Raw genomic sequence first — 12,047 nt, forward strand, 5'->3', positions numbered from 1 at the left:
CTCAACGAAAACCTTCAGGTAATTAATATTTTGCCGATGGGCGAACCGCACCAACACGCCCAGCAAGTATTAGATTTTCTCAAAACCTTGCCCCCTATTGAGGAAGCGCGATCGGCCACTCGCCACGCCCCGGTGTTGGTAATTCCTAACGTTTTGGACAAAGCTTCTTGCCGCAATTTGATCGATATGTACAAAGCTAATGGTGGCAGTCCCTCGGGATTTATGAGGCAAATAGACGGGAAAACAGTTGGCTTGCACGACGACACTTTTAAGAAGCGCCGAGATTTCTTTATTCAAGATGAGGATTTCCAGCGACAATTGAATGCGATTATTCTACGCCGGGTGCGACCGGAAGTAGAGAAAGCTTTTCAGTTTACAATCACTAGGTTTGAACGGTATTTGATAGGTTGTTACGATGCTGACAGCGGCGGTTATTTTCGGCCGCACCGCGACAACACTAGCAAAGCTACGCTGCACCGCAGGTTTGCGATGACGCTAAACTTGAATGTGGGAGAGTACACGGGGGGATTTTTAAGGTTTCCAGAGTACGCGCCGCACGGTTATAAAGGCGATTCTGGCACGGCGATTATTTTTTCGTGTTCTTTGCTGCATGAAGCGACCCCAGTGATTAGCGGCCAGCGTTTTGCTTTGCTGTCTTTTTTCTACGGCAATGAGGACGCTGCGGTGCGACAAGCTAATTTTAAGTATTTAGCTGCTGATTCAGATTCCCCAATTGCAGAATCGGCGTAAGGAGAGTCACTACCGTGGTGCAAGTCCTAAAATAATTACAGAAGGTAGTTAGCGGTTAGCGACCAAACCTAATTGCTAGCTACCGATCGCTAAATAATAATCGATAGCCATGAATTTCAAACTTCTAAGTTTAGCAGTATCGGGAATTTTAACGGTTGGGGTAACAGCCAGCACTGCTGCGGTTGTTACGACATCCCCTGTGCAGCAATCAACAGATTTAACGGAATTTAACTCGGTGCATTCCCAAGGTGCGATCGCCCAAAATGTCGAAGAACAAACCAATATTCGGGTCTACGAAAAGGCAAGTCCGGCGGTTGTTACCGTCGATACAGATAAATCTAACGGCAGTGGCACAATTATCAGCCCCGACGGCATGGTGTTAACGAACGCCCACGTTGTTGCCGCAGGCGGTACGGTCAATATCATTTTGTCAGATGGCAGAAAACTTGTGGCTGATGTCGTCGGATTTGGTGAAGAAGGTCTAGACTTAGCCGTGGTTAAGATTCGCGGTCAAAATAATTTGCCCACCATTCCTTTAGCCCGTCCCGGTTCGGTGAAAGTCGGGCAACAAGCATTTGCGATCGGCAATCCCTTCGGTCAATTTCAAGGTACTTTTACAGTCGGAATCGTCAGCCGCATCGACCAGCAGCGAGGCTTAATTCAAACCGACGCCGCCATCAATCCCGGCAATTCAGGAGGCCCACTGCTCAACAGTTCAGGAGAATTAATCGGCGTCAATACTTCTATTTTTACTCGCGGTCGGGGCGGAGGTAATATCGGTATCGGTTTTGCAATTTCAGCAGACAAAGTACCCGCTTTCCTGACAGCCGTACGAGAAGGGCGAGCTCCCCGCGTGGCTCAAACCCGATCGCCCTTTGGCAACAAATCACCTCAAAAAGTTGCGTTAAACGGGCCCGCCCTCAGTGGCAAACTCACCAACCAGTCTAGCGTGCTGCCCGCAGACAACAGCTTTTTTGACCTCTACTCCTTTGAGGGAAAAGCGGGCCAGCAAATCACAATAGAAATGAAAAGTCAAGAAATTGACCCTTATTTAATTTTGCTCGGGCCCAACCAGCGCGAAATCGCGCAAGACGATGACGGGGCAGGCAGTAAAGACGCCAGAATTACAGTCAGGCTGCCTGCAGACGGGACTTACACGTTAGTGGCAAATTCCTACGAAGCTAGGCAGTCAGGGGCTTATACGTTAGAACTGAAAGCGAGTGCTCCTACCGCGCCTTCTCGGGCGATTTTGGAAGAAGAAGGCGCTTTAGTCGCAGGCGGCCCAGTATTGCCGTCTGACAACAGTCTGTATCGCGAGTATACTTTTGAAGGTCGATCGGGTCAGTCTGTAACCATTTCCCTCGAAAGCACAGATTTTGATCCCTATGTGGCTATCTTTGGCCCTAATAGCCAATTAGTGGCAGAAAATGACGATGCGAGCGATTCGACTAAAAATGCGTTTCTAAGCGTTACTTTGCCCGCTACGGGTCGCTACCGCGTAATTGTCAATGCTTACGATGCTTCGGGCCGGGGTCGTTACACTCTAACTGTCCGGTGAAAATGGGTAATTGGTAATTGGTAATCGGGAATTGGTAATGGGGAATTGGTAATTGGGAATTGGTCGAATTATTTTTCTTAATACTTCCTTCCATCCATTAAATCCCGTACATTGCTCGTTGCCGAACTTCCTTCTTCCATCCGTTAAATCCGTTACACTCATCCGTTGCCGAACTTCCTTCTTCGTTGCAAATCGAGGTAATTCATGCGTCAAGTTAGATTTTGGGCGATCGCGCCAATTGCTCTGGTAGCTACTTTTTCAGGTAAGCCGACTCTCTCCCTGCCAGTTTCAAATTCAGGTGGAGTTGCTAACAGTATTTCCACCCTCATTTCAGGAGAAATTCCTCAAAATTTACCTAACGCGAAGCCGAATGACAAGGCTGTTTTAGCGCAAGCAAGCCCCAGACCGTCGCCATCACCACAGAGTTCGCCAACTCAAAGCCCAACTTTACAACCTCCGCCGAGTCCTGATGCGGGTTCATCTAAGGTTATTTTAGAGCAAAACGGAGAACTCAGCCCTGCTAAGTCTTCTGTACTGCCTTCGGACAGCAGTTTGTACGACGAGTATACCTTTGAAGGCACTCAGGGTCAGAAAGTTGTTGTTACCGTAGAAAGTACCGAGTTTGATACTTATCTCGCTATTTTCAACTCCCAGGGCGAGCTACTTGCAGAAAATGATGATGCCACGCAGCAAAATTCCAATTCAGAGCTTACTGTTACCTTGTCTGCGAACGGTCGCTACCGGGTTATTGTCAATGCTTACGATCCGCCTCCAAAAGGTAGAGGCAAGTACAGTTTGACCGTCCGCGAAACAACTGGAAATTAGTTTAAACGAAACTTCGGAGTCAGGACACGGCAATGCCGTGTCCCTATAATTCTAGGACGATCGCACTACAAGTAAGTGCGATCGACGTTGGTACCTTCCTATGTTATCTGAAACTAGAAAACTCATAATTTTGCATTTATAATTTGATAAACTGTATTTTAAAGAACTCTTAAAAGTAGAAGGGAAGCTGAAAGAGCGATAAATTTTCAACTTCCCTTCTTGATTTAAATTAATTTAACGAAAACCCAGCCAGGTAAAAAAATCCTGGCGTGTGAAGAATTCTAGCAGCAAAAGTCCCACGAATCCCACCATCGCAAATCTTCCGTTGATTTGTTCTGCATAGGCATTCCACCCAAAGGCTGGTTCTGGTTTTGGGGTATTTGGGGTTGTCGGTTTTGGGGATAGAGGAGTTTGAGGAGTCATTTAAAAGTTTTAAGTTTCGAGTTTTGAGTGATGATTTTGGGGAAGCTTTGCGATCGCACAACTTGTAATTTACCAGGAAAATGACAGCCGATCGCTAATCTGCTGACTTTTCTAAACTTTGAACCGATTCGATCAGATTTCGCACGGTTTCGGTACCTTCTGAAGGCTCAAAAAACAGCGGGAACTTGCCACGAGCGATCATTCTCAAACCCAACGGGCCCAGACTCAGCAAACCTTTAACGTCGCGGAAGTAGTTTCCTACTACTTCTATGCCAAACTTGCGCTCGTCTATCCAGCCGCCTTCTTTGACGAGATCGATTAAAACTTTGCGGTGGCGGATCGATCGACTCGCTTGGTCATCTTTGCGATCGAGAATCTCCTGTTTAATCTTACCAATTTGATCCATCGGCGCGACTTCCATAGGACAAACCGAGTTGCAGTAGTAACAGCGGGTGCATCCCCAGACACCTGCGGTGCCTTCGTTGTATTTTTCGAGCCGATTTTCGGTTTCGCTGTCGCGGGAGTCGGCGATCGTGCGGTAAGCTTTGGCGAGGGCGTGGGGGCCGAAAAATTCCGGGTTGACTTCGCGGGCGTTGCACTCAGAATAGCACGCGCCGCAGAGGATGCAGTTGCCGGTTTGGTCGAGTTTCGATCGCTCTTCTGGAGTTTGCAGAAATTCGCGTTCTGGAATTGCTCGCGAGGCTGTGCTGACATAGGGTTCAACTGATTCTAGGTTGTCCCAAAAACTGGTCATGTCAACAACCAAATCTTTAATAACCGGCATATTTCCCATTGGGGCGACGGTGATTTCTGGGATGAAATCGGTAGGTATTTCTGCTGAGCTGGAATCGGCTATTTTTTGCAGTCTTGCCAGTTCGCTTGCCACATTTTCTTTGCAAGCTAATGCCGATCGACCGTTAATTCGCATCGAACAACTGCCGCAAATTGTATTGCGGCAATTTTTGCGAAAAGCTAAAGTGCCGTCCTGTTCCCACTTAATACTGTTGAGGCAGTCGAGGATGGTATTGCTCTCTTCCACATCTAGGGTGTAAGTGTGAACCCGGGGAGCCTCGTTTTGATTTTGGCGCACTACATTAAAGCGGACTTTCATATTTTGAGTAAGGAATTTAGTTTCTATTTTAAGCTAAATATTTGACCTTTTTAGAAAGCTATTATTATTTTTAACCACTACCTAAAGTTAGAGATTTAAAAAAAATTATTATTGTTTGATAAATATGAATAATTCTCAAGTTATAAATCCTAAATTACCACTTTTTTAAGCGGATTTGTGAGCTATTAATTGGAGATAAAAGTAATTAATCGCTGCAATTCGGTAGTCGGAGGTGCGTGATGTCCAGCTTGTTTGTATTAACTTTCATGTTTTCCACACCGGCTTTTTGTCTGGGTCTGCTAAATCCTCAATGGGTGGGACTGGCAACTCGCAAGCGATCGGCTGCCTTGTACGGCGGCTTGATGGCAGTTTCGTTCGTTTTGCTTGGGGTGACAGCACCTAAGCCATTGCAAGCAGCTTCATCGGGGCTGCTGGCCTCAACTGAATGGCCAGAATTTAGGGTAAGCGCACCTTTGCGCTGAAGGTAGCTGGGTATGCATTTCACTTTTTTGGCAGCATTACAAGAAATTTTACCAGGACTTACGGCCAGTTGGGGCGAGAAACTTAGTTTTTTAAGAAAAATATTTGGTTCTACTCATTTACTGCAATTAAAAACCCCGGTTTATAGGCGTCGGAGTGCGATCGCGAACTGTAGGAAAAAATCGTGGTTTTAGTAAGGAGAAATACACTCAGAAACCGGATTGCAGCAGGGTCTGATGTCCAACGTTCTAGTTTACGTCGTAAATCATAGGGATTTGTGAGTTTGCCGGCGGATAAATAAGGAAGTTAACTTCTCAGGATTTACGCACAGGGATTAAAGAAATCGGGTTGTTTAAACAGATATCCTTCGTGCTTAACCTCGGATTTTGGTAAAAGAAACCCGATTTTTGCGTGCTGGATTACTTCTCTTGTTTACTGGTAAAAGTGGCTATGTTTAATTTTTTCGTCTTAAGCTTTCTATTGTCGATCCCTGCCTTCTTTCTGGGTATTGTTAATCCGAAATGGGTGGCCGCACCAACCCGCAAGCGATCGATCGCGATGTACGGCGGGTTGATGGCGGCTTCGTTTGTACTTGTTGGCGTCACCGCACCCCCTCCGTCTCAGGAAGTTTCAGTGGCGCTTCCGGCCCCAACCGATCGACTAGAATCATCTCAAACCGCTAAGCCCTCACTGCTTTCGGCAGTGCCGACACCCAAGCCGGAGACTGTGAAAACGCCGACACCAACACCGAAACCTGCCATTTCTACTCCCGCACCTGCACTTGCCAAACCAGAGTCCGATCGCAAATTGCCATCTTCAGTCAAATCTGTTGAACGAACCGCAGAGATTGCTCTTGATGCACAGCCGCCAAAGGAAGATACCAAGAAAGTTATTTACGAGTCTTCTAAACCCAAGGTTAAAAGTAGTGCCGATTTTCCGAGTTGCGTTAACTCGGATTGCAACTGTTCTGACTTTTCGAGTCAAGCCGAAGCGCAGCGAGTGTTAGAGGCATATCCGGGCGATCCGTTTAAGCTCGATCGCGATCAAGACTTGATCGCTTGCGAAACGCTGCCTTAGATTTAATCTGCCAACAGCCTCGGTTAATGATGAAGGCTTTTTTCGGTGATAGTACGAATTGAAGAACGCAAATTGATCGGCTAAAATTGTGTAATTGTTGAGCTTGCGGTGCGGGTGCAGCTATGACTTACAGCTTGAGAATTGTCGATTTGCCAACGAGTGAACGGCCACGGGAACGGCTGATGGCGGGCGGCCCGAAAAGTTTGGCGACTGCAGAATTGATTGCGATTCTCCTGGGTACTGGTCAGGGACCAGGCAAACTTTCCGCCGTCGGGCTCGGACAGTATATTTTAAATCAGTTGAGTTTGCACCAGCGCGAGCCTCTGGCTGTGCTACGCAGTATTAGCGTTCAGGAGTTGACGCAGATTCACGGGATTGGCCCTGCCAAGGCAACTTCGATTTTGGCTGCGGTGGAGTTGGGGAAGCGGGTGTTTCAGTCGCGGCCGCCGGAAATGGCTGTGGTTGACTCTCCGCAAGCGGCGGCAGATGCCCTGAGTCAGGATTTAATGTGGCAGTCTCAGGAACGTTTTGCTGTGGTGCTGCTGGATGTGAAAAATCGGCTGCTGGGTACTCAGGTAATTACAATCGGCACAGCAACGGAAACTTTGGCTCACCCACGGGATATTTTTCGCGAGGTGATCCGCCAGGGGGCGACACGGGCGATTATCTCGCACAATCACCCCTCCGGGATTGTGGAACCAAGCCCAGAGGATATTGCTTTGACGCGACAGTTGCTGGCGGGAGCGCAGTTTTTGTCGATTCCGCTGCTGGATCACTTGATTTTGGGTAACGGGGATTTTCGGAGCTTGCGGCAGACGACGACGCTTTGGGACGAGTATCCCCAGGGCGATTGAACTCTTATACTTAACTAATTTCATTACTATCATTAGTTATTTGTATCTTTGGACTCTCCGACGGCTGAATCAGCCCTGACAGCAGGCAAATTTTCCGGCTGGAGTCCCCCGTGATAGCCTGTTTTGGCTGAATGTCGCTGCTGATACTGCGTTTCGAGCACAACTCGGTTAATCTAGTATAAGTAGGCTGAAGAGGTCGCTAATCCGATTTTTTTTGAGCATACTAAACTTATACTGAACCAGCACCTAAATACCCAGTTATTAAGAAATTATTAAATGGGATGTAAAATACACGGTGTGGTGATAGGAGGAGAACTGTGTTTCTGAGACTTGCAGAACAACACCGTAAATTCGTTCAAGATTTGGTAATGAACCTCCAAGCTTTAGCGATCGTGCTAGAGCATCGGGGTTATCTGGCATCCTGCTACACTTGCGGGGGTCAGATGAACAGTGCCTCATTTATGGTCAGTTTGACGGACAACCATCTGATTCGATTTTTAGTGTCAGATTACGGTATCACTTGGACTGAGATGCGGGACGACCGCGAACTCATGAAACTAGAAGGTGCAGAAGCTATTAATCAGTTACAAGAACTGGCAAATCTCGTAAAGTATCAAATCCAACCTTCGGAAGCTACTTTAGCGACGGCGCAGTGATTTTAGCGATTGCGCGGTTCCGAGGAAGGCGACGCAAGAAAGGCAGTGCTTGTCTGCTAAAACCGAATCCCCAGCGAGTTAGTCGAGAGGGTTCATTTAGGTAGACAGCGATGGCTGCTCAACAGACAAGGGTGCTATCAGGCTGCCTTCAGACGGTTTAGCGCTCAGTCGATCGAAGTGAGCCTGGGCAGACGGCATACTTTATGCAAGAAGTCTCAAACTTGGAACCTCTAGTTTTTTTCCAGAATTTGATTCTCCCTTGAGAGCGATTAGCAAAATGTAGAAGTGTGACTGCTCGTTGGCTGCGATGTTAATTTCTCCCTTTGGCATTCACAAGTCAAGGAATTGAAATTAACTTTAAGCAGGCCGGTATAATTTAACATCCAGAGTGAGGATGAGGCTGTGAAGATTGGGCGAAGCGCAGACTGGGGGCTATGGCCTACGGGCGATTCAGGAGTCAACTGCAAAGCCAGTAAGGCTTAATTCCAGCCATTAGTCGTCTGGGCTTGATTGGAAACATCTTCATTTGTCTAAAATTCCTTGTTTGGATACCCGCGAATTCCATGAGACTGTTGGCGAATCAATACTTTGTTTCCTTGGGGCTTTAATCATGAACCGCAAAGATGTCAAGTACGCCAAGAAGGAAGAAGAAAGAGGAACAGGGAAAGAAAAATTAATTGCGGGTAATTACCGGAAATGATCGAAGAGGGGTGCGACGGGAGCAAATGTAAGGTGTCACCCTTCACGGATTCGCCAACAGCATCACAGGCCGGAGCTTAAATTGACACCAATGCCCTTGTGGTCGCCCCACCAAAGTGTTGCCAACCCCCTACACTCGTCCAATTTCCGGTTGCATCCCCAGTTGGGCCGACACCGGCAGATGCTCTGAACCAATTGGCGGTAAAACCTTGGCTGATTTTGCCCCCCAGTGGTGAGAATACCAAACATAGTCAAGCCTCACGAGGGGAAAATTTAATTTCCAGTTTAACTGTTTAACCAGTAAACTCAGATCCCACCCGTGAGGAAAAGTAAAGCCAAAACCCAGTCCTGCTGTTCGGAAAGCATCTTGCATAACCGCTTTCAAATAATAGTAGTCTTGAGACTGGTCAGTCAGATTAAAGTCCCCGGCCGCAATAGTCGGCAGCGTTTCTTTCTGGAGTCGCCGCACTAAATCTTGAATTTGTGCTGGTCGGTCGCCGTACTCGTAAACTGGGATTTTGAGAAAAGGCAAAATTTTATGCTGGCGAAACCACGGTGGCGTTGTTGAAATGTTATAAAGAACTACATCTTGCTGGTTCATGTCGATAACAGCTCGTTCCTGTGGTTCGTTCCCACCTGCTAGCTTTAACTTTTGGAAAGAGCGAATGGGATATCTGCTGAGAATCACATGGTATCCGCGCCCCAGGTGGTGCGGGTATAATGCAGCCAACTTAGAAAATACTTGTTTGGCGTAATCCTCTTTAATTTCTTGCAAACAAATGAGGTCGGGTTTTTCTTCCTCAATTAGGTTAACCAAAGCTTGTGGGGATTTGTGATGCCAGCCGAGGTTGAGAGAAAAAACCTTGAGGGTTGGCTGGGAGTCACTAATGTTCGCCGGCTGGGGAGAAAAGTAGGTGACGTGTAGCCAACCCAGCAAACAGATGCCCGCCACAGAGGAAACAATCGCGAACCGGCGTTTCTTTATGATAAAAAACCCTAGAAGTGGCAGCAGGAAGATTGGCAAGAAAATCCAAGGAACAAAATCCCCCATCAAGGCAATCGGCCACAGCCTGTCCCAAAAGATCAGTCTCAGAATCAGATAGCTGACAATCAGTGCTGAGTAGGCGTAGGCGAGCAGTTGAACAATTCGCTGCAAAAATCGGTAAGGCTTAATCATAGCGCCGTCTGCAATAGCATCCTCTTACTGGTGTGGGGACAAAAAACTGGATACTGCTGAGCTCAAATTAACTGAAATGGCCGCTCCCCTGCTGAGCCTAGGGAATACACTTCTCCTGTGTCCGGCTCTTTTATTTTATACAGACTTCTGGCTGGAAACAGTGATTGAAAATCCCGATCGATAATATTGCTATTTAGAGTAAGTTGTTGGTTAAACCAAAATTAGCGATCGCCAAGTTAGGAATCTCAAGCAAATGATCAATCTCAGCGAACTTCTAGAACCCATCGCCAGTCAATTTCGCAGTCTGGGAATTCCCGAACCAATTACCCATTGGGGACACCCTGTAATGATGGGGATCGTGGTAGTGGCGATGGGCAGTTTTGTCGGGTATACGGGATGGCAGGGACGTTTGGCCACCGATAAAGATGTCGCACTCAAAAGTCGCTCGGATCACCGCAAGCTTGCACCGTGGATGTTTCTGTTTCTAGCTTTGGGCTATACAGGCGGCTTGCTGTCGCTGGTGATGCAGCACCAGCCAGTCATGGAAAGCCCGCATTTTTGGACGGGTTCGGCAGTGCTGGTTTTACTGGCTATTGGCAGCTTGATTTCGCTGACGGGTTTTGGGGGCAATAAGCTGGCACTGCGCGCAGTTCACGCTTATTTAGGCACGACGGCTTTAGCACTTATGGTGCTGCACGCGGCTTTCGGTTTAAAATTGGGGCTGTCTATTTAGAAGAGGAAGAGGAAGGGGAAGGGGAAGGGAAAGAATGTAAGGAAAGAATTTTTGCCATAACTTACGCACGGGTAGCCAGAAACCGGGTTTTTTACCCAAGTTCACGGCATTTAGCCCTTTACCCCGGTTGAAAAACCCGGTTTCTTTGGTAAGGAGTGCATAAGTCTTGCATAGGTTTCCCTGAAATATTCCCCCTCTAAATTGCTAATAATTAATGAATCAAGCAACGGGTGTCATCTTCTGTCTTGCCTACATTTTGGGATTGATTTCTACAGCGGTTTCTTGGGGTAGATACGCGATACTTGCTTTGGGAATAGCGGTAGCGATCGCCCTGCCGAAATTGTTGCGAAAATATACTAAAAATTCTGTCAAAGTTACTAAGAAAAGACGCAGCCGACAAAAAGAAAATGCTCTTGAAGAACCCTTAGATGCGAGGGAAGAATTGAGTTTGTTGGAGATGCTGCCGAGAGCGAAATGGGTGTGGGCGGTGGCGGGTTTGGTGGCATTTCTAGCTAGCGTTTATTTTGCAGTTCGATCGCCCCAACCGGCAATAGATGACATCAGCAAACTGATTCCGGCGGTTGGGAACACTCAAGAAGTGGCGGTGACAGTTCGCGGTAGAGTTGTCAGTACGCCTCGATTGACTCTATCGGGTCGATCGCAATTTTGGCTAGAAACAGATTTAGTTAGCGAAATCAACGGCGGCGAGGGAGGAGCAGTTGTAAACCGCCCAGTATCCGGCAAACTCTACGTTACAGTGCCGCTGCTGCAAGCAACGGGTTTGTACGCCGACAATACGATCGCAGTTGTGGGTTCCTTGTACAAACCCCAGCCGCCGTCGAATCCGGGGGCTTTTAATTTTCAAGCATATTTAGCCAGAGAAGGGGCTTTTGTAGGGCTCAAAGGGCGTCAAATTGACTGGAAGAGAGAAAAGGCGATCGCGGATGTAAATCGAGTTAACAGCCAAACGGCTGCTTTCTTGGAGCCAAGCGGGATGCAGCCATCGAAAATTCAAGCGATGCGGCAGCGGATCGTGCGATCGCAACTATCGCAGTTAAATGTTCCCGAAGGGCCCTTGATCAGTGCGATCGCCCTCGGCAAACAAGCAGTAGATTTACCTTACAACATCCGCGACTATTTTGTGCAGGCTGGATTGGCCCACGCGATCGCAGCTTCCGGCACTCAAGTTTCGATGGTTTTGGCGTTAGTTCTAGCTTTAACCAGGCGTTTTTCCAAACAATTGCAATTTAGCTTTGGCGTCGGTGCTTTATTTTTGCTCGTGGGGCTAACTGGCTTTGAACCATCAGTATGCCGCGCCGCTTTGATGGGATTTGGAACACTATTTGCTTTGGTGCTGAGCCGCCAAGTTAAGCCGCTGGGATTGCTGTTAATTGCTGCTACTATTTTACTGCTGGTTAACCCTTTGTGGATTTGGGATTTAGGTTTCCAACTGAGTTTTTTGGCAACTTTAGGGTTAATCGTGACAACGCTGCCACTGATGGCAAAGTTGGACTGGATGCCGCCCGCGATCGCTTCGATTGTTGTGGTTCCGATAGCCGCTTCAGTTTGGGTGCTGCCGCTGTTACTTTATGTTTTTAGTGTGGTATCACCTTACAGCATTTTAGTTAATATTATTGCGGCTCCTTTGCTGTGGATTTTGAGTATTGGGGGGATGGTTAGCGCTTTAGCTGGATTGATTTTTCC

At 47.5% G+C, this 12,047-nt stretch carries 13 protein-coding genes; 9 read left to right on the forward strand and 4 right to left on the reverse strand.

Annotated features, from left to right (window positions below):
- The 3 genes from QUA38_RS15185 to QUA38_RS15195 form a co-directional block, all read left to right on the forward strand.
- Positions 1 to 750: 2OG-Fe(II) oxygenase (locus QUA38_RS15185; protein WP_333163070.1), on the forward strand; the 750-nt coding region annotated here is incomplete at its 5' end.
- Positions 751 to 859: 109 nt separating this feature from the next.
- Positions 860 to 2,308 carry a trypsin-like peptidase domain-containing protein gene (locus tag QUA38_RS15190; RefSeq protein ID WP_333163072.1) on the forward strand — a complete coding sequence of 483 codons (1,449 nt, stop codon included), beginning with the start codon at positions 860 to 862 and terminating at the stop codon, positions 2,306 to 2,308.
- Between the two features lie 204 nt (positions 2,309 to 2,512).
- Entirely contained in the window at positions 2,513 to 3,133 is a 621-nt protein-coding gene (locus QUA38_RS15195; RefSeq protein WP_333163074.1) for a pre-peptidase C-terminal domain-containing protein, read from the forward strand.
- A gap of 234 nt (positions 3,134 to 3,367) precedes the next feature.
- On the opposite strand, the gene QUA38_RS15200 is transcribed toward QUA38_RS15195, so the two are convergent.
- Entirely contained in the window at positions 3,368 to 3,556 is a 189-nt protein-coding gene (locus QUA38_RS15200) for a chlorophyll a/b-binding protein (RefSeq protein ID WP_333163076.1), read from the reverse strand.
- 94 nt (positions 3,557 to 3,650) lie between these two features.
- Positions 3,651 to 4,667: a succinate dehydrogenase/fumarate reductase iron-sulfur subunit gene (locus QUA38_RS15205; protein WP_333163078.1), complete on the reverse strand. Its 1,017-nt coding sequence runs from the start codon at positions 4,665 to 4,667 to the stop codon at positions 3,651 to 3,653.
- A 239-nt stretch (positions 4,668 to 4,906) separates the two neighbouring features.
- Here QUA38_RS15205 and QUA38_RS15210 point away from each other — a divergent pair, with 239 nt between their 5' ends.
- The 3 genes from QUA38_RS15210 to radC all read left to right on the forward strand — a co-directional run bounded on the left by QUA38_RS15210 (position 4,907) and on the right by radC (position 7,078).
- Positions 4,907 to 5,149 carry a hypothetical protein gene (locus tag QUA38_RS15210; protein ID WP_333163079.1) on the forward strand — a complete coding sequence of 81 codons (243 nt, stop codon included), beginning with the start codon at positions 4,907 to 4,909 and terminating at the stop codon, positions 5,147 to 5,149.
- 448 nt (positions 5,150 to 5,597) lie between these two features.
- Positions 5,598 to 6,224 carry a hypothetical protein gene (locus tag QUA38_RS15215; RefSeq protein ID WP_333163081.1) on the forward strand — a complete coding sequence of 209 codons (627 nt, stop codon included), beginning with the start codon at positions 5,598 to 5,600 and terminating at the stop codon, positions 6,222 to 6,224.
- A gap of 122 nt (positions 6,225 to 6,346) precedes the next feature.
- On the forward strand, positions 6,347 to 7,078 hold the full coding sequence (radC, locus tag QUA38_RS15220) for a RadC family protein (protein ID WP_333163083.1): 732 nt from the start codon (positions 6,347 to 6,349) through the stop codon (positions 7,076 to 7,078).
- A 32-nt stretch (positions 7,079 to 7,110) separates the two neighbouring features.
- On the opposite strand, the gene QUA38_RS15225 is transcribed toward radC, so the two are convergent.
- On the reverse strand, positions 7,111 to 7,239 hold the full coding sequence (locus QUA38_RS15225; protein WP_333163085.1) for a hypothetical protein: 129 nt from the start codon (positions 7,237 to 7,239) through the stop codon (positions 7,111 to 7,113).
- A gap of 156 nt (positions 7,240 to 7,395) precedes the next feature.
- Here QUA38_RS15225 and QUA38_RS15230 point away from each other — a divergent pair, with 156 nt between their 5' ends.
- Positions 7,396 to 7,734, forward strand: a complete 339-nt coding sequence (locus tag QUA38_RS15230) for a DUF1815 family protein (RefSeq protein ID WP_015176985.1) — start codon at positions 7,396 to 7,398, stop codon at positions 7,732 to 7,734.
- 829 nt (positions 7,735 to 8,563) lie between these two features.
- Here the strand turns inward: QUA38_RS15230 and QUA38_RS15235 are convergent.
- Entirely contained in the window at positions 8,564 to 9,610 is a 1,047-nt protein-coding gene (locus QUA38_RS15235; protein WP_333163087.1) for an endonuclease/exonuclease/phosphatase family protein, read from the reverse strand.
- 253 nt (positions 9,611 to 9,863) lie between these two features.
- On the opposite strand from QUA38_RS15235, the gene QUA38_RS15240 reads away from it, so the two are divergent.
- Both QUA38_RS15240 and QUA38_RS15245 read left to right on the forward strand, forming a co-directional pair.
- Positions 9,864 to 10,343, forward strand: coding sequence for a DUF4079 domain-containing protein (locus QUA38_RS15240; RefSeq protein ID WP_333163089.1), 480 nt, complete (start codon positions 9,864 to 9,866; stop codon positions 10,341 to 10,343).
- 214 nt (positions 10,344 to 10,557) lie between these two features.
- Positions 10,558 to 12,047: ComEC/Rec2 family competence protein (locus QUA38_RS15245; protein WP_333163091.1), on the forward strand; the 1,490-nt coding region annotated here is incomplete at its 3' end.

Origin of the sequence: Microcoleus sp. Pol12B4 (genome assembly GCF_036701385.1) — a bacterium.
Taxonomy (GTDB): domain Bacteria; phylum Cyanobacteriota; class Cyanobacteriia; order Cyanobacteriales; family Microcoleaceae; genus Microcoleus.